Genomic DNA, 17583 nt, shown 5'->3' with positions numbered 1-17583 from the left:
CGCGCTCACTCCGACTAAACGACGCCGCCTGCCGATACGCGCCTCTCGCGACTGCAGCTTCCGAACAGGGAATTGACCCAGGGAACCGACCATGTCCTCGATCAACTACAGCGAAAAGATTCCGAACAACGTCAACCTCGCCGACGACCGCGCGCTGCAACGCGCGCTCGAACAATGGCAGCCGAACTTTCTGTCATGGTGGGGCGACATGGGCCCGGAAGGCTCGCACGGTTACGACGTGTATCTGCGCACCGCGGTCAGCGTCGATGCGGGCGGCTGGGCGCACTTCGACTACGTGAAGATGCCCGAGTACCGCTGGGGCATTTTCCTCACGCCGGGCGAGCAGGATCGCAAGATCCAATTCGGCGAGCACAAGGGCGAAGCCGCGTGGCAGGACGTGCCCGGCGAGCATCGCGCGAACCTGCGCCGCATCATCGTCACGCAGGGCGATACGGAACCGGCCTCGGTCGAGCAGCAGCGTCACCTCGGTTTGACCGCGCCGTCGCTGTACGATCTTCGCAACCTGTTCCAGGTCAACGTCGAGGAAGGCCGCCACTTGTGGGCGATGGTGTACCTGCTGCATCGCTACTTCGGCCGCGACGGTCGTGAGGAAGCCGAAGCCTTGCTCGGCCGTCGCTCGGGCGACGAGGACAACCCGCGCATTCTCGGCGCGTTCAACGAGAAAACGCCGGACTGGCTCGCGTTCTACATGTTCACGTACTTCACCGACCGCGACGGCAAGTTCCAGTTGTCGGCGCTCGCGGAGTCGGGTTTCGATCCGCTCGCGCGCACGACGAAGTTCATGCTGACCGAGGAAGCGCATCATATGTTCGTCGGCGAATCGGGCGTGTCGCGCGTGATCCAGCGCACCGCTCAGGTGATGAACGAACTCGGCACCGGCGACGTCGCGAAGATCCGCGCGGCCGGCGTGATCGATCTGCCGACCATCCAGCGCTATCTGAACTTCCATTACTCGGTCACGATCGACCTGTTCGGCGCCGATCATTCGTCGAACGCGGCGACGTTCTATAGCTCGGGCCTGAAGGGCCGCTACGAGGAAGGCAAGCGCGACGACGATCATCGCCTGAACGAGCATGCTTACAAGCTGCTCGACGTGCAGGACGGCAAGCTCGTCGAGCGCGAAGTGCCGATGCTCAACGCGATGAACGAAGTGCTGCGCGACGATTACATCAAGGACTCGGTTGCGGGCGTTGGGCGCTGGAACAAGGTGCTCGAGAAGGCCGGCATCGACTTTCGCATGACGGTGCCGCACAAGGCGTTCAACAGGCAGATCGGCACGTTCGCGGGCACGCGGGTGTCGCCGGACGGCCGCGTGCTCAGCGAAGCCGAATGGGCCGCCAACGAAGCGAACTGGCTCGCCACGCCGGAAGACCGCGCGTTCGTCGCTTCGCTGATGGGCCGCGTCGCCGAGCCGGGCAAGTTCGCGAACTGGATCGCGCCGCCCGCGATGGGCGTGAACCGTCAGCCGGTCGATTTCGAATACGTGCGCTTCAACTGAAGCAGGCGAGGAAGTCATGAACGGGCCAGTATCGGTCGAAGTTCTGCGGCAGCATCTGATCGATCCGGAGATCTGCATTCGCTGCAATACCTGCGAAGAGACCTGTCCGGTCGATGCGATCACGCACGACGCCAACAACTACGTCGTGAAGGCCGACGTCTGCAACGGCTGCATGGCCTGCGTGCCGCCGTGCCCGACCGGCGCGATCGACAACTGGCGCACCGTGCTGAAGGCCGACGCCTATTCGATCGACGAGCAGTTTACGTGGGACGTGTTGCCGGAGCAGAACACGATGGCGGTGCCGGCTGAAGAACCGGTGGCCGCGTCCACCGCGGACGACAGCGCCGCCGAAGCGGACGGCATCGAAGTGGATACCGTGCGCGGCGCGCTCGTGCCGCCGTGGTCGGCCGCGAAGCCGTACGTGAATCTCTACACGCATAAGGCGCCGACCACCGCGACGGTGGTCGGCAACTACCGGCTCACCGACAGCGCGACGTCGAGCGACATCCATCACATCGTGCTCGATTTCGGCTCGATGCCGTTTCCGGTGCTCGAAGGCCAGTCGATCGGCATTCTGCCGCCGGGAGCTGCTGCCGACGGCCGCGTGCATCACGCGCGCCAGTACTCGATCGCGAGTCCGCGCGATGGCGAGCGGCCGGGCTATAACAACGTGTCGCTGACGGTGAAACGGGTGTCGCAGCAGCACGGCGACGCGATCGACGGCGTGTGCTCGAACTATCTGTGCGATCTGAAGAAGGGCGACGTGGTCAACGTGATCGGTCCGTTCGGCAGCACCTTCCTGATGCCGAATCATCCGAACTCGCATCTGCTGATGATCTGCACGGGCACCGGTTCCGCGCCGATGCGCGCGATGACCGAGTATCGCCGCCGCAAGCGCCTCAAAGGCGCGACCGGCAAGCTGATGCTGTTCTTCGGCGCGCGTACCAAGGAGGAGCTGCCGTACTTTGGACCGCTGACGAATCTGCCGAAGGATTTCATCGACACCACGCTCGCGTTTTCGCGCACCCCGGGACAGGCGAAGCGCTACGTGCAGGACGCAATGCGCGAACGTTCGGCCGACGTCGCGAACCTGCTGAAGGACGACAACACCTATATCTACGTGTGCGGCCTCAAGGGCATGGAGGACGGTGTGCTGCAGGCGCTCAAGGATATCGGCGAGCAGCATCAGATCGATTGGGAAGCGTTGTGGGCGAAGCTGAAGCGGGAAGGGCGGCTGCATCTGGAGACGTACTGAGCGGCGCGCCGACACGCCGACCCGCACCGAAAGCTGCGCGAAAAGGCTCCGCAAAGGCTCGTGAAAGCATGAGCGCTTGCGGGGTTTTTTTGCCTGCGCCATATGCTCGACGGCAGAGCGCAGCGGCTGACTTGTGCGGATCGACGCACCGCGCGCGAAGCGCTTTGAAAATCGCGGACGGTTTGCTACAGTCGGCCCACACAGCCGGCCGCACGCCGGCACTCCCCGCCAAACGCGGCAGTCCGCCACCTGCGCAGGCACTCAGACGGAGCCGTCCGATGAAGCCGATTCGTTCACTTGCGATGATTGCGCTGTTGCAGGCAGCACTCGCGCATCCGGCTAGCGCCGATGATCTCGCGCGGATCAAGGCATCGGGCGTGTTCCGGATCGGCACCGAAGGTACGTACGCCCCGTTCACCTACCACGACGACGCGGGCAAGCTGACCGGCTTCGACGTCGAGATTGGGAGCGCGATCGCGCAGCGTCTCGGCGTCAAGCCGCAATTCATCGAAGGCAAATGGGAAGGACTGATCGCCGGTCTCGACGTCAATCGCTACGACGCGGTGATCAACGAGGTCGCGATCACCGACGAGCGCAAGCTCAAATACGATTACTCGGAGCCGTACATCACGTCGCACGCGGTGCTGATCGTCGCATCGGAGAACACGACGATCAAATCTTTCGACGACCTGAAGGGCCGCAAATCGGCCAATACGCTGGCCAGCAACGTCGGCAGGATCGCGGCCGCGCACGGCGCGCAGGTGATTCCGGCGCAGGGCTTCGACGAATCGATCGAGCTGCTCGTCGCGGGCCGCGTCGACGCGACCGTCAACGATTCATTGTCGTTTCTCGACTACAGGAAGCGCGAGCCCGAGGCGAGGATCAAGGTCGTCGCGGTCGATACGTCGCCCGATAGCAGCGACAAGTCGGCCGTACTGATCCGCAAGGGCAATCCGAAGCTGCGCCTGGCGATCGACGACGCGCTCGCCGGCATGAGAAAAGACGGTACGTATCAGCGGATTTCGCTGAAGTACTTCGGCCGGGACGTGTTTCATTGACCGTCGGCCGAGGTTGACGCGGATAAATCCCCATTAAAAAGGAAGGGGCGTCGAAACGCCCCTTCTTGGTTGTCGTCAGCCCGTCGAACATGCGGCGTGCCGCACGTTCAACGCGGCAGACGCTGCCTCACACCGTCGCGTCGCTCAGCGCGGCGTCGAAGAAGCGCTCCTGGGCATCCGTGTTCACGCGTGCATACGCGCGGTTCACGCCGCTGATCACCGCGCGGATCGACGCGGTGATCAGGTTCGCATCGACACCGACGCCGAACGCGCTGCCGGCCACATCGGTGCCGGCCATTTCGGCGATCGCGATCGCGCGCGCATCGGCGCCCTGCGTGAGCGCGCGTTCCTCGTAGTGCTGGATGCGCACGGGCACGTCGAAGGCGTGCATCAGCGCGTCGAGCGGGCCGTTGCCGGAGCCGCCCAGCACGCGCGGCGTGCCGTTGATTTCGACGTTGAGCTTGATGTGCTCGCGGCCGTCATGCTCGGACAGGCTGTGGCTGATATAGCGGACCGGCTCGGCCGTGCGCACGTATTCCTGCTGGAACAGTTCCCAGATCTGCGCGGGCGTGACTTCCTGGCCGCTCTGGTCGGTGAAACGCTGCACGGCCGAGCTGAAATCGACCTGCAGACGGCGCGGCAACACGACGCCGTAGCTCTGCTCGAGCAGGTACGCGATACCGCCCTTGCCCGACTGGCTGTTCACGCGAATCACGGAGTCGTAGGTTCGGCCGAGGTCGCTCGGATCGATCGGCATGTACGGCACTTCCCAGATCGCGTCCGGCTTCTGCGCGGCGAAGCCCTTCTTGATCGCGTCCTGGTGCGAGCCCGAGAACGCGGTGAAGACGAGATCGCCGACATACGGATGACGCGGATGCACCGGCAACTGCGTGCATTCCTCGGCCGTGCGCGCGACTTCGTTGATGTTCGAGAAATCGAGCTCGGGGTCGACGCCCTGCGTGTACAGGTTCAACGCGAGCGTGACGAGGTCGACGTTGCCGGTGCGCTCGCCGTTGCCGAACAGGCAACCTTCGACGCGATCCGCACCCGCCATCACCGCGAGCTCCGCGGCCGCGACGGCCGTGCCGCGGTCGTTATGCGGGTGGACGGAGACGATCAGCGAGTCGCGACGCGCGAGATTGCGGTGCATCCATTCGATCTGGTCGGCGTAGACGTTCGGCGTGGCCATTTCGACGGTGGCCGGCAGATTGACGATCGCCTTGTGCTCGGGCGTTGGTTGCCAGATGTCGAACACCGCGTCGCAGACTTCCTTCGCGAATTCGAGTTCGGTGCCGCTGAACACTTCCGGGCTGTATTGCAGCGTGAAGTGCGTGTCCGGTTGCGCGTCGGCGAGGCGTTTCATCGTGCGCGCGGCCTTCTGCGCGAGTTCGATCACGCCGCTCTTTTCGAGGCCGAACACGATCTTGCGGAATTCCGGCGCGGTCGCGTTGTACAGATGGACGATCGCGCGCGGGGCGCCGCGCAACGATTCGAAAGTACGCTCGATCAGATCGTCGCGCGCCTGCGTGAGCACTTCGATCGTCACGTCGTCGGGAATATGGCCGCCCTCGATCAGCTCGCGCACGAAGTTGAAATCGGTCTGCGACGCCGACGGAAACGCGACTTCGATTTCCTTGAAGCCGATCTGCACCAGCGTCTTGAACATGCGCATCTTGCGCTCGGCGTTCATCGGCTCGAACAGCGCCTGGTTGCCGTCGCGCAGGTCGGTGCTCATCCAGATCGGCGCGCGCGTGATGGTGCGCGACGGCCACTGGCGATCCGTCAAATTGATCGGCTTGAACGAACGGTACTTGGTAGCAGGGTTTTTCAACATTTTCATCATCCGGGGGAGAGACCGTGGAATGGGTGTCGACCGGACGACGAAAACGCGATACAGGGCCGCCGGTCGGAAACCGGGGCTGGGTCAGTTACTGGGGATTCAAGCGATGCTTCGGTGTATCAGAGAGAAGCGGACGCGCGCAGCAGCAGACCTAGCCCGGTAGAGCGGGCTAGTAGTAGCGATAGGGTGGTCTGGGCGCGGTACATAGTGCGCAATGGGAACATATTATTGAGAAAGCGTCAAGGGCCGAGGTGGAGTGGGGCCGAGGTGGAGTGGGCCGCGGCCTGCTCGGCTGCAGAAGGGGGCGAGCGGCCGCTCGCATGGAAGGTGCTGTGGGACGCTCGCGCGGCACTCGATTCAGGGGTGAGCTCACGAGGCGTCGTCAATTCACAGAGCAGGAGGTGAACATGAAAAGTGTAGCGAAGATATCCGGCCTCGCGAGGATCTGCGCGTGCGCGGCGTTGGCATGTGGGTTCGTCGGGCAGGCCGGCGCGCAGGGGCTCAGCGCGCAGAACGACATGAACGCGCCGCAGAACAGTACAGGTCTGATGCCGCAGGCGGCGCGCGGCAGCGAGTATCCGACGCATGGCAACCAGCAGGCGGGCGAGCTGAATCTGAATCCGACCGATCCGCGTGCGCAACTGGTCAACGGCTTGCCGAACAACGCGAGCGCGGGCGGCTATGGCGCGCCGCTGGCGGGCCTGCGTACTTACGTGCAACCGCCCCAGCCGGCGAATTGAGACTGGCGAAGCAGGATCGGCAGACGAAGACTACGACGCTGAAGGCGGCAAGCCGAAGCCGTTGCGTGCCGCGCAGTCTTCGTCGACGCCCCGCGTTGATCACGCGCCGGACCAAAGTCGCAACGTATCGCTGTTCACCATCACCGATACGCCTATAGTGAGCAGGATCAGCGGCAGCAGCGCCGAGCCGTAGCGCCGGATCGGCGCGCCGAGCAACGGGTGGTCGACCAGCCATGCCGCGCCCGCGCACCAGAGCCCGATCATCACGACGAACACGAGCGAAACCAGCGCGTTCTCGGCGGGCGTACGACTCGCGTACAGCGGCACGTAGACGGCGAGGTTGTCCGAGCCGTTGGCGATGGCGACGCTCGCGACGGTCCAGCTCGATGAGCCGCGAACGGATGGCGGGGCGCTTGCGTGGCTGTCCTCGCCATCTTCGCTGGCGTTGCGCCGCGCGTGGCCGGGACCGAAGCGCTGCCAGGCCTTGTGCAGGCCCACGACGATCGGCAGCAAGCCGAGCAGGCCCACATAACCGGCCGGCAGGCGCGTGAGCAAGGACGCGAGCACGAGCGCCGCGGCGACGAGGATCAAAGAGCCCGCGTACTGTCCCGCGACCACGCGGCGCCGCTCCACGCCCGTTTCGGTCAGAAAGCCGAGCAGCACGAACAGGTTGTCGATATTGGTCGCGGCGTAGGCGACGATCGCGAGCAGGACGAGGCTGAGCATGAAGAAGCCGAGATCGTTACCGGGGGTAGAGTCGTTTTGAATTCGCCGCGCAATGTGGGCAACCGGGCTGCCGGCTGCGCCATCGAGGGCGCGACCGGTCAACACAATGCCGATGCGCTGGGTCAAGGTCAAGCGGCAGGCGGCCGCGAAGCCGGGCGACGGGGTCGTAAGCTACAATGACCGAGGCTTGGAACAACGGAACATCAATGAAGATTCGCCTTCTCTCTATCGCCTGTGTCGCGAGCGCCGCGGCGCTGCTGGCGGCCTGCACGATCGGTACCCGCAACTCGGGCGCATGCGAACAATTGATGCGCAGCAAGCTGGCCGAGGCGCCGTCGGGGATGTCGTCGGATACGCTGCGGGTCACGCATCGCGGGGCCGCGATTCGCGGCTCGCGCGTCGTGGTGGAGGGGACGATCGAGCATCGGGTAAGCGCGTCCGAGGTGGCGGTCTCCACGCCGCTCGCGGCATCGGCATCGCAAGCGGCGACGGACGTCAACGTGGCCGCGAAGCAGGCCGAGCCGAAGAGGGTCAGCACGCCGGCCGCCGCCGAGTGCACGTTCCACGGCGAAGAGCTGGACGTATTCCGCTGGCTCGCGCCGGCAAAGCTGGCCGCGCCGGCCGCCCAACCCGCCAGCGCGGCGGGCTGAGTTCCCGTCCGCGTCTCGCGCCATCGCTGCGCATCCAACCCAATCAACCTCAGAACGCGTAATACGGCCCCTGGCCGGCCGACGTATTGCGCGCCGCAATCGCCGTGTAAATGCGTTTGCCGTAAAAGAACGGCAAGCCCCAGCCGAAGCCCTGACTCGAATTGCCGGCGAGATTGTCGAACGCGTTGTTCGACGATGAGAACAGCGTGCTCGAATTGGCTATGTCGAATGACACCGTGCTCGACACGCCATCGATGCCGGTGATCGACGCGCTCGCCGACTGCGTCGAAGTCGGGCAGTACCACAAGCCGCACAACGGGAACTGCGTCGAGTGGAAGAACAGGCCGTTCGAGCCGCTGTCGAGATAGCTCACCGCATAGGTCTGACCGCCCGAGTTCGTCGTCACGTAGCCGGTCGCGGCGTTCGCCTTCAGGACGTTCGGGCTCGTCAGCGTGTTGTTCGACTGGGTGCCGATGCCGAAGATCAACGAGCCCGACACGCTGGCCGCGCCCGCATCGGCGACGGCCGGCAGCTCGATCACGACGCCGTTGTTGTCGAGCGGGAAGCTGCTGACCGGGTTGGTCACCTGCTGTGCGAGCGGCTGCGCGGTTGCGGTGCAGCCGCTCGTCGTGCAGCTGTAGTACCAGCGCGGCAATGCGGAGTTCGAGCAGCCGTTGCCGCAGTCGACCGGGAACAGGCCCACGCCGAGGATCCCGTTCGAGTGCAGGCTCGACACCGTCAGCAGCGACGCGCCGGAATTCGCGCAGTCGGTGGGTGCGGCGGGCAGCGCACTGTCGGCGATTACCTGGATCGGAATCGATGACGCCTGTTGGCCAGCCATGCGTACGTCCGCGTTGCGGATCGAGCCCCACGCATAACCGCTGCCGAACACCGCGCATTCGGCGCTCACGCCGCCGCCCGCGGCGATGCTCGGCAGCGACAGGGTTGTCGGTAGCGCCGATGCGAGGATGCGCAGGCCGTTCGAGCCGGTGTCGACCTGGATGTCGTCGATTGTCGCGCAGTTGCTGGTGCCGGCCTGGCAGACGGTGACGCTCGTCGTCAGCATGTTGCGCGTACTGCCGGGCGATACGCCGACCGTGACCAGCTGCACGTTGGGCGTGGTCGATTGCGGCACGTTCGCGCTCTGCGTCGTGTTCGACGCGCTCGTGGAACTGGTCGACGAGCTCGGCGCGGTCGCGGACGGCGTCGAGCCCGAGCCGGACGAGCTGGACGAGGAACTGCCGCCTCCGCCGCCGCAGCCGACGAGGGCCGCGCAGACGATCAGAAGCAGGGCATGGAAACGCAAGGCGGATTTCATGGCGTGGCGATCCGTCGGGTGGAACTTAGGCGTGAAGGGGGCGCGAGCGACGCGTGCGGGGCGCACGCGTTACTGGATGTCGTCGGAGGTGACGCCGGCGGGCAAAGCCGTCGGCAGCCACGCGCGGCCGACGTAGCCGCGCATCGGTCCGCCGGACTCGACGATCACGTCGGCGCGCGTGACCCGCGACGAATGCAGATTGCCGCTGCCGGCCGCCGCCGCGGCGCCTGTCTTGTACGAGTCGCCGTATTTGCCGAGTAGCGCGTGCAGATCCGGCATCGTCGGGCCTTGCCACGCGTAGGCGACGATCAGGCCGGTGCTGGTCGCGTATTCGTTGATGGTCGTATTGCCAGCGTCGGTCCACGTGCGCTCGCGCAGTGCGCCATTGAGCAGCGTGCGCGGCGCGCTCGCGCCCGACACCGCCTGGCTCGGCATCGTGCCGCCCAATTCGGCATGCGCGCCGAAGCTCGCGCAGCACGCGACGATGGCGATCGCCGAGGCGATCGCGGATGGATTGAGACAGGACTGGGACATGAGGCCTTCCTCGTTTGGCGCCGGATTTTTTATTGAGATAACTCGATTAATCTGGCGCTGGTTTTTTTCTGGCCTTTGCACATCGCGGCGGACAGGACCGCGCGCCATGTTTAAAAACAAGCCGCATGCAGACCGGAAGCCCTTATTCGGCGGGCCTCCGGCAAAGACTTGGGAATACTCCCAAGGTCAACTCGAAAGTGTTATTTAGTGTTAAATTTACTTCATAAGAAGGCAAATAGCATGATTGGGCGCGGACTTTTTTCCCGTGGTCGCTTCGTAGCCGTGGCATGCGGCGATTCGCGGGCAAACCCCAGTTTTTGCACAGGCCTCGCCGGGACCGGTAAAATGTTGGGTTGATCCACGGAAACTTGCCGTGGCGTAGCGGAAGGATTCCCCGAATATGACTGATTTTCGTCTCACCAAGCGGTTTGCAGTAATGCTCATGGCAGGCGGGCTGGTCGCCGGCTGCGGCACCTCGTCGCCGACCAAAATCGACTATAGGAGCGACTCCCGTTCGAAGCAGGTATCGCTTGCCGTACCGCCGAACATGATCGACGAGACGGCCGATCAGCGTTCGCTGCCGCCGCAGGGCGGCGAAACCTCGCTGTCCACGCTGAAACAGGTGCAGGCACAGGCGCCGGCCGGCGACGCGGTCGCGGTCGTGCCGCCCGTCCAGGGCATCCACATCCAGCGCGACGGCACCGAGAGCTGGCTCGTGATCGACAACAAAACGCCCGATCAGGCCTGGCCGCAAATCCGCCGCTTCTGGCAGGAGCAGGGCTTCCTGCTCGTCGTCGACCAGCGCGACAAGGGCGTGATGGAAACCGACTGGAACGAAACCCACGCGCAGATCAACGACGGCTTTATCCGCAACACGCTGTCGAAGGCGATGGGCAACAGCTACGTGAGTTCGGAGCGCAACAAGTTCCGCACGCGTCTCGAAGCGGCGCCGAACGGCGGCACCTATGTGTTCGTCAGCCAGAAAGGCATGCGTGAGGCGATCACCGGTACGAACAACGAGTCGACCCAGTGGCAACCCAAGCCGAACGACCCGGCGCTCGAGCAGGAATACCTGAAGCGCCTGATGGTCTCGCTGGCGCGGGCCGATTCGGGTAGCAACGCGGGTGGCACACAGAACGCCGAGCTGTCGCCCGCGGGCACGCAGATCGCGCCGAACGCGGCGACGGCGGGTGCGAAGTCGGCGACGGCCGCCGTTGTCGCGCAGAACGTCGCGCTCGCGGCGCAACCGCCTATGCCGGACGCGGATTCGGCCAACAACACGTCGGCGCAGCTCTCATCGACCGAACTCACGCTCGGCGAGCCGTATGACCGCGCGTGGCTGCGCGTGGGCCTCGCACTCGATCGCAGCAATTTCACGGTCGACGATCGCGACATGAGCCGCGGCCTCTATTTCGTGCGCTACGTCGATCCGAAGGATATGTCGTCGGCCGAGCAGGGCTTCTGGAGCCAGGTCTTCCACGGCAAGAAGGAGAAGGTCGCCAGGCAGTATCGCGTGAACGTGCGCGCGGTGACGCCGAACCAGACCCGCGTGGCCGTGGTCGACGACAAGGGGCAACTCGACGAAAGCTCGCAGGCCAAGCAGATCATGAGCCTGATGGCCGACCAGCTGCACTGATACGGGAGCCTCGCGGCCGACGCCGCCGGTTCGACGAAACCGCCCGGAGAAATCCGGGCGGTTTTTTTTGACTATGCATTTGACGCGCGAAGGGCCCGCGCGTGAGCCGATGTAACGTGACCGGATCGGCAAGCCGCGACCCGGCGCGGTTGCCGATTGACTCCGTGCGCTCAGGTATCCGCGCGCCGCGTCCCCATCCACGGCAAGCGCTTGACTACGCCGGTCGCCAACGCGGTGCCGACCAGAATCACAGCGCACCCTTCGAGCATGCCGGGCGACACCGTCTCGCCGAGAAACAACGCGCCCCACAGAATGCCGAAGATCGGAATCACGAAGGTCACGGTGATCGCGCGCGTCGGCCCGGCGACCGCGATCAGATGGAAGAACAGCATGTACGCGATGCCGGTACAGGCGACGCCGAGCGCGATCACCGCGCCCCACGCGCGCAGCGAGATCGGCGCGGCGGGCCAGTAGATGACCGCGAGCGGCAGCAGCACGATCGTCGCGCCGATCATCGTGCCGGTCGCGACGGTCAGCGCGTCGACGCCAGTCAGGTGACGCTTCGTGTAGTTGGCGGCGATGCCGTAGAGCAGCGTGGCGCCGAGCGCGGCGCCGGCCGCGAGCGCGACGCTCAGCGGCGAGGCGGCCGAGCCGGCCGGCGCCGCGATCTGATCCCACACGAGCATCAGCACGCCGAGAAAGCCGACCACGAGACCGAGCGTGCGCAGTGCGCTGAGCCGGTCGCGCAGCCACAGGAAGCCGACCAGCGCGCCCCACAGCGGCGCGCACGCATTGATCACCGACGTGACGCCCGCCGACAGTGTCAGCTCGGCATACGCGAACAGGCAGAACGGTGCCGCCGAATTGACGATACCGACCACGAGCAGCGGCACTGCGTGCGTGCGCAACACGGTGGCGGACTGTTGCAGCGGCCGTCGCGCGATCAGCACGATCGCGAGAAAGAGCGCGCCGATGCCGACGCGCAGCGCCATCAGCGGCGCGACGCCGAAGTCGGTCACGCCGACGCGGATGAACAGGAACGATGCGCCCCATAGGGCAGCGAGGATCAGCAGTTGCAGCAGGTTTCTGGTTTTCATTGGAATGGCGCCGCGCGCAGTTGAGTCGGGACGCCAGCTCATCGTAACAGTGCGATCGCGCGAATCGTTTCAGTACAGGATGAAACGGCAAGATCCGGGAGACAGCCGCGTCCGATGAGGTCGATGGTAAGCGCTGCGAGGGCGCGCGCCAAACGAGCAATTCTCGCCGATATGTGAGAAAAATTGCGATCAGGCGGAACGGCGGTGGGATGGGATCGGACACGGCGCCCGCGATGCGTGGGCGGCCGTCCGAAAAGATGTGAATTGCATTGCGCCGTTACTGGCGCGACCTCAATGCGGAATCATCCATTGCAGGACGTTCTGCTGCGCCCAGACGAGCACGCCAAGCAGCACCGTCAGCAGAATCGAATGTTTGAAGGTCTTGGCGAACACGACGCCTTCCTTGCCCTTCAACTCGGTGGTCGCGACGCCGGTCGCGATGTTCTGCGGCGAGATCATCTTGCCCATCACGCCGCCCGACGAGTTGGTCGCCGCCATCAGCACCGGATTCAGATTGAGCTGGTTGGCCGCGACCACCTGCAGATTGCCGAACAGCGCATTGCCCGACGTATCGCTGCCCGACAGGAACACCGCCACCCAGCCGAGGAACGCCGACACGAGCGGAAACAGCGGCCCGACCGACGCAACGCCGAGACCGAGCGTGTAGGTGAGTCCCGAGTAGTTCATCAGGTAAGCGAGGCCGACGATCGTTGCCACGGTCAGGATCGCGATGCGCGTTTGCACCCACGTATCGGAGATCGCCTTGCCGAACTCGGCGGGCGAGAGCCGTACGACGAACGCCGTGATGAGCGCGGCGACGAGGATCGCGGTACCGGTCGCGAGCGGCTGGAAGTCCCAGACCGCGCCGTACGGCGTGTTGTAGAGCGTGATGAACACGGCCTTGTCGAGACCGGGCCACGACAACTTGATGTCGCCGATCGTGAAGATCCTCGCGATCGTCCAGATGATCACGACGACCGACACGATGATCCACGGATACCAGCCCTGTGCGCCGCCGATCTTGCCGCGCACCTCGCTGATGCGATCGACGTTGATCGCGAATTTCGGATCGACGGCGGGCTTCCAGACGCGCAGGAACGCAACGGTGAGGATCAGCGAAACCAGCGACGACAGCACGTCGGTCAGGCTGTAGTTGATGAAGTTCGAGACGACGAACTGGGTCAGCGCGAAGCTCAGGCCCGAGACCAGCAGCACCGGCCAGATCCGCAGCATGTGGCGAAAGCCCGCGTACACGGCGATCACATAGAAGGGCAGCAGGACCGCGAAGAAAGGCAATTGCCGCCCGACCATCTTGCCGAGCACATCGGACGGCAGATGCGTGACCGCGCCGAGCACCGTGATCGGCACGCCGAGCGCGCCGAACGCGACCGGCGCGGTGTTGAAGATCAGCGTGAAGGTCAGCGCTTCGAGCGTCGGAAAGCCGAGCATGATCAGCAGCGAGCTCGTGATCGCGACCGGCGTGCCGAAACCCGAAATGCCCTCGAGCAGCGCGCCGAACGAAAAGCCGACCACGACGAGCACGATGCGCCGGTCGTTCGGCAGGTTGTCGATCATCCACAGGCGAAAGGCCTCGAAGCGTCCCGAGCGCTGCGCGATGTTGTACAGCAGGATCGCGGTGAACACGATCCACATCACTGGCCAGATCGCGAACACGACGCCAGCCGCGACCGAGTTGAACGCGAGCCCGACCGGAAACTGCCAGACGAAAATCGCCACGATCAAACCGATGATCAGTCCCGCGAGCGACGCTTGCCACGCGGGCCTGCGCGCCCAGCCGAGCAGCGCGAGCACGGCGATGATCGGCAGCGCGGCGACGATGAACGACGGAAAAAGCGAATTGCCAACCGGAGTGAGTAGTTGATGAAACATCACGTCTCCTTCGTTGTTGTGTAATTCGACGCGGGGATTGCGCATGACGGCACGTCGCTCTGATTCGGCGGACGCTCGCAACTGGCCTCGACAAAGCGGCGTCGCCCGATTTAAGCGGGTGCTGCATGAAACCTTCCAAGGATAGAGCGCCTTACCGGCGCGTCAAGCCGGGAAAGTACGGGCGGGGTATGCGCGGTGGAGGGCGATACGCGCGGAAAAACGACTCATGAAGAAGCGCGCGCGCCGGCAGTTGAAGTGCCGGCGCGTGCACGCTCCGCGACGAAAGAGGACAGGTCAATGCGAGTGGCCGCCCCAATGGCCACCCCAATGGCCGCCCCAATAACCGCCAATGCCGATCGCAATCGACGGTCCGTAGTAGGCGGGGTAGCCGTAATAAGCGGGATAAGGCGGCGGCGGATAGTAGGCGGGATAAACCGGCGGCGCCGCGTACACAGGCGCGGGAACCGTATAACCGGGCGGCATGTCTTGCGGTGCGACCTGCATTTGCGCCTGGGCTTGAGGCGGCTGCTGTTGATCGGTCGCCGGCGCGGTTTGGTCGGCTGTGGTCGCGGGCGCGGTCGAATAGTACGACGGATAATAGCCGGCGGGATAGTAGCCGGCGGGGTAATAGCAGCCTGCAAAAAAGAGACTCGAGGCGAGCACGCAAATCGCGGTGGCGGGCCGCGCGAACCTCGCGGAAAAACTGGACGAATCGCGTGGCGTCGAGAGGCGCACCACGCAAAGATGGGTGACGACGCGGGACTTCATGGCGCGCTCCTCGATGAACCGATGCCGCCTTGCGCGACGTCGTTATGAGGAGCTTACGCTCTTGCCGCGGCAGCGCTGTGGCAAAACCGCAACCGCATATTTCAGCCTATTTCCACGCGCGCTGTCGGGACGAGGGCGCACTGCATCCGCCGCCCTCGGCAGTCCGGACCGTGGTCCGAAAAAAATCGTTTGCTGTCCTGTATGAATCGTTAGACGCGTCATCGGACGCAACGCTCACTTGCCGACCTGGTTACCGATGACACCGCCTACCGCCGCGCCGCCCAACGTCGACAAGCCGTTGCCGCCGATTGCCGCGCCAGCGGCGCCGCCGACACCCGCGCCGATCGCGGTATCGCGTGTGCGTGGGGACATGTCGCCGCATGCCGCGAGACCCGCGACAAGTGAAAGGGCGGCTGCGACCGTACCAAGACGAGTACCGAGATGACGGATCGATTTCATGATGCTGACTCCGCTCGTTGTTGGAAACAGATGTTTCCTTCTCCCAGCACGCAACGTGCCTGCTCGATGCGGTGGAATAAAAAAGCCCGCCATGCCGGCGGGCTTCGATACTGCAGTGCTGGTTCGCGCGAATCGCGCAACCCGCTTATTGCCGCTGATAAATCTCCGCGCCTTGCTTCATGAACTCGATCGACTTTACTTCCATGCCTTTCTTCAGCGCTTCGTCGTCGGTGACGCCTTGTTGCGCCGCGAACTCGCGTACGTCCTGGGTGATCTTCATCGAGCAGAAGTGCGGGCCGCACATCGAGCAGAAATGCGCGACCTTGGCCGAATCCTTCGGCAGCGTTTCGTCGTGGAATTCGCGCGCCTTGTCCGGGTCGAGACCGAGATTGAACTGGTCTTCCCAGCGGAATTCGAAGCGCGCCTTCGACAGCGCGTTGTCGCGCACCTGCGCGCCCGGATGACCCTTCGCGAGATCGGCGGCATGCGCGGCGAGCTTGTACGTGATGATGCCGGTCTTCACGTCGTCCTTGTTCGGCAGACCGAGGTGTTCCTTCGGCGTCACGTAGCACAGCATCGCGGTGCCGAACCAGCCGATCATCGCGGCGCCAATGCCCGACGTGATGTGGTCGTAGCCCGGCGCGATGTCGGTGGTCAGCGGCCCGAGCGTGTAGAACGGCGCCTCGTCGCACCAGTCGAGCTGCAGGTCCATGTTTTCCTTGATCAGCTGCATCGGCACATGGCCCGGACCTTCGATCATCACCTGCACGTCGTGCTTCCACGCGATCTGCGTGAGTTCGCCGAGCGTCTTCAGCTCGCCCAGTTGCGCTTCGTCGTTCGCGTCGTAGATCGAGCCGGGACGCAGGCCGTCGCCGAGCGAGAAGGCCACGTCGTAGGCCTTCATGATTTCGCAGATCTCTTCGAAATGCTCGTACAGGAAGCTTTCCTTGTGATGCGCGAGACACCACTTCGCCATGATCGAGCCGCCGCGCGACACGATGCCGGTCATCCGGTTCGCCGTGAGCGGCACATATTGCAGACGCACGCCCGCGTGGATCGTGAAGTAGTCGACGCCTTGCTCGGCCTGCTCGATCAGCGTGTCGCGGAAGATTTCCCAGGTGAGGTCTTCAGCCTTGCCGTTGACCTTTTCGAGCGCCTGATAGATCGGCACCGTGCCGATCGGCACCGGGCTGTTGCGGATGATCCATTCGCGCGTTTCATGAATGTGCTTGCCGGTCGACAGATCCATCACCGTGTCGCCGCCCCAGCGGATCGCCCACGTCATCTTGTCGACTTCCTCGCCGATCGACGATGTCACCGCCGAGTTGCCGATGTTCGCATTGACCTTCACGAGGAAGTTGCGGCCGATGATCATCGGCTCGCTTTCCGGGTGATTGATGTTGTTCGGGATGATCGCGCGGCCGCGCGCGATTTCCTCGCGCACGAATTCCGCGGTGATTTCGGTGAGGCCGTTCGGACCGAACGCGCTCGCGCCGAATGCCTGGCCGGGGTGCTGACGGCCCATCATCGCGGCGAGCTTCGCGCCGTTCGGGCCGCTCGTCTTCAGGGTCTCGAGGTACTCGGCACGGCGCTGGTTTTCGCGAATCGCGATGTATTCCATTTCCGGCGTGATGAGGCCTTGCTTCGCGTAGTGCATCTGCGTCACGTTCCTGCCGGCGATCGCGCGGCGCGGCGTACGATGCAGTCCCGGAAAACGCAGCTGCGCGGTGGCCGGATCGGCGGCGCGCTCGCGGCTGAAGCTGCTCGACAGACCGGTCAGCGGCTCGGTGTCTCCGCGCTCCTCGATCCACGCCTCGCGCAGTGCGGGCAGACCCGCGCGGATGTCGATCTCCGCGTCCGGGTCGGAGTAGGGGCCCGACGTGTCGTACACGTAGATCGGCGGATTCTTTTCGCCGCCGAAGCTGTCGGGCGTGTCGGCCTGCGAGATTTCGCGCATCGGCACGCGGATGTCCGGGCGCGAGCCGGTCACGTAGACCTTGCGCGAATTCGGCAACGGCGCGACGGCGGCCTCGTCCACATGGGCTTCGGCGGAAATAAACTTCGGATTGGCGTTCATGTAAGTCTCCGTACAA

At 64.5% G+C, this 17583-nt stretch carries 15 protein-coding genes; 6 read left to right on the top strand and 9 right to left on the bottom strand.

The genetic code is table 11. The annotated features are described in order from the left end of the window. Positions 1 to 91 precede the first annotated feature (91 nt). From boxB to OKW37_RS17200, 3 genes are all read left to right on the top strand, one after another. Entirely contained in the window at positions 92 to 1519 is a 1428-nt protein-coding gene (gene boxB, locus OKW37_RS17210; RefSeq protein WP_429405084.1) for a benzoyl-CoA 2,3-epoxidase subunit BoxB, read from the top strand. Positions 1520 to 1535: 16 nt separating this feature from the next. Beyond that, positions 1536 to 2774, top strand: a complete 1239-nt coding sequence (boxA, locus tag OKW37_RS17205; protein ID WP_429405086.1) for a benzoyl-CoA 2,3-epoxidase subunit BoxA — start codon at positions 1536 to 1538, stop codon at positions 2772 to 2774. Positions 2775 to 3052: 278 nt separating this feature from the next. Continuing rightward, on the top strand, positions 3053 to 3832 hold the full coding sequence (locus OKW37_RS17200) for an amino acid ABC transporter substrate-binding protein (RefSeq protein WP_429405088.1): 780 nt from the start codon (positions 3053 to 3055) through the stop codon (positions 3830 to 3832). Between the two features lie 127 nt (positions 3833 to 3959). Here OKW37_RS17200 and leuA read toward each other — a convergent pair whose 3' ends face one another. Next, entirely contained in the window at positions 3960 to 5666 is a 1707-nt protein-coding gene (leuA, locus tag OKW37_RS17195) for a 2-isopropylmalate synthase (protein ID WP_429405090.1), read from the bottom strand. A gap of 413 nt (positions 5667 to 6079) precedes the next feature. Here leuA and OKW37_RS17190 point away from each other — a divergent pair, with 413 nt between their 5' ends. Continuing rightward, entirely contained in the window at positions 6080 to 6412 is a 333-nt protein-coding gene (locus tag OKW37_RS17190; protein WP_429405092.1) for a hypothetical protein, read from the top strand. Between the two features lie 99 nt (positions 6413 to 6511). Here OKW37_RS17190 and OKW37_RS17185 read toward each other — a convergent pair whose 3' ends face one another. After that, positions 6512 to 7138, bottom strand: a complete 627-nt coding sequence (locus OKW37_RS17185) for a cadmium resistance transporter (RefSeq protein ID WP_429405094.1) — start codon at positions 7136 to 7138, stop codon at positions 6512 to 6514. A 206-nt stretch (positions 7139 to 7344) separates the two neighbouring features. Between OKW37_RS17185 and OKW37_RS17180 the strand changes: the two genes are divergently transcribed. Further along, positions 7345 to 7788, top strand: coding sequence for a hypothetical protein (locus OKW37_RS17180; RefSeq protein WP_429509885.1), 444 nt, complete (start codon positions 7345 to 7347; stop codon positions 7786 to 7788). A gap of 49 nt (positions 7789 to 7837) precedes the next feature. Here the strand turns inward: OKW37_RS17180 and OKW37_RS17175 are convergent, their stop codons facing one another. Next, positions 7838 to 9106, bottom strand: coding sequence for a DUF3443 domain-containing protein (locus OKW37_RS17175; RefSeq protein WP_429405098.1), 1269 nt, complete (start codon positions 9104 to 9106; stop codon positions 7838 to 7840). 69 nt (positions 9107 to 9175) lie between these two features. Then, positions 9176 to 9640, bottom strand: a complete 465-nt coding sequence (locus OKW37_RS17170; RefSeq protein ID WP_429405100.1) for a DUF2844 domain-containing protein — start codon at positions 9638 to 9640, stop codon at positions 9176 to 9178. Positions 9641 to 10040: 400 nt separating this feature from the next. Here OKW37_RS17170 and bamC point away from each other — a divergent pair, with 400 nt between their 5' ends. Next, the gene (gene bamC / locus OKW37_RS17165) at positions 10041 to 11276 is read left to right on the top strand and encodes an outer membrane protein assembly factor BamC (RefSeq protein WP_429355819.1); all 1236 of its coding nucleotides are present in this window, start codon (positions 10041 to 10043) and stop codon (positions 11274 to 11276) included. Between the two features lie 170 nt (positions 11277 to 11446). On the opposite strand, the gene OKW37_RS17160 is transcribed toward bamC, so the two are convergent. From OKW37_RS17160 to thiC, 5 genes are all read right to left on the bottom strand, one after another. Then, on the bottom strand, positions 11447 to 12373 hold the full coding sequence (locus OKW37_RS17160) for a DMT family transporter (RefSeq protein ID WP_260321352.1): 927 nt from the start codon (positions 12371 to 12373) through the stop codon (positions 11447 to 11449). A 291-nt stretch (positions 12374 to 12664) separates the two neighbouring features. Continuing rightward, a complete protein-coding gene (locus OKW37_RS17155) occupies positions 12665 to 14263 on the bottom strand; it encodes an L-lactate permease (RefSeq protein ID WP_429405103.1) in 1599 nt (532 codons plus the stop codon). A gap of 294 nt (positions 14264 to 14557) precedes the next feature. Further along, on the bottom strand, positions 14558 to 15031 hold the full coding sequence (locus tag OKW37_RS17150; protein WP_429405105.1) for a hypothetical protein: 474 nt from the start codon (positions 15029 to 15031) through the stop codon (positions 14558 to 14560). Positions 15032 to 15265: 234 nt separating this feature from the next. Further along, positions 15266 to 15490: a glycine zipper 2TM domain-containing protein gene (locus OKW37_RS17145; RefSeq protein ID WP_090800937.1), complete on the bottom strand. Its 225-nt coding sequence runs from the start codon at positions 15488 to 15490 to the stop codon at positions 15266 to 15268. 145 nt (positions 15491 to 15635) lie between these two features. After that, positions 15636 to 17567, bottom strand: a complete 1932-nt coding sequence (thiC, locus tag OKW37_RS17140) for a phosphomethylpyrimidine synthase ThiC (RefSeq protein ID WP_429405107.1) — start codon at positions 17565 to 17567, stop codon at positions 15636 to 15638. Between the last annotated feature and the right edge of the window lie 16 nt (positions 17568 to 17583).

Origin of the sequence: Paraburkholderia sp. MM5482-R2 (genome assembly GCF_050436125.1) — a bacterium.
GTDB classification, from domain to species: Bacteria; Pseudomonadota; Gammaproteobacteria; order Burkholderiales; family Burkholderiaceae; genus Paraburkholderia; species Paraburkholderia tuberum.
The sequence above is the reverse complement of the archived record's forward strand: the minus strand, read 5'-3'. Positions and strand labels throughout refer to the sequence as shown.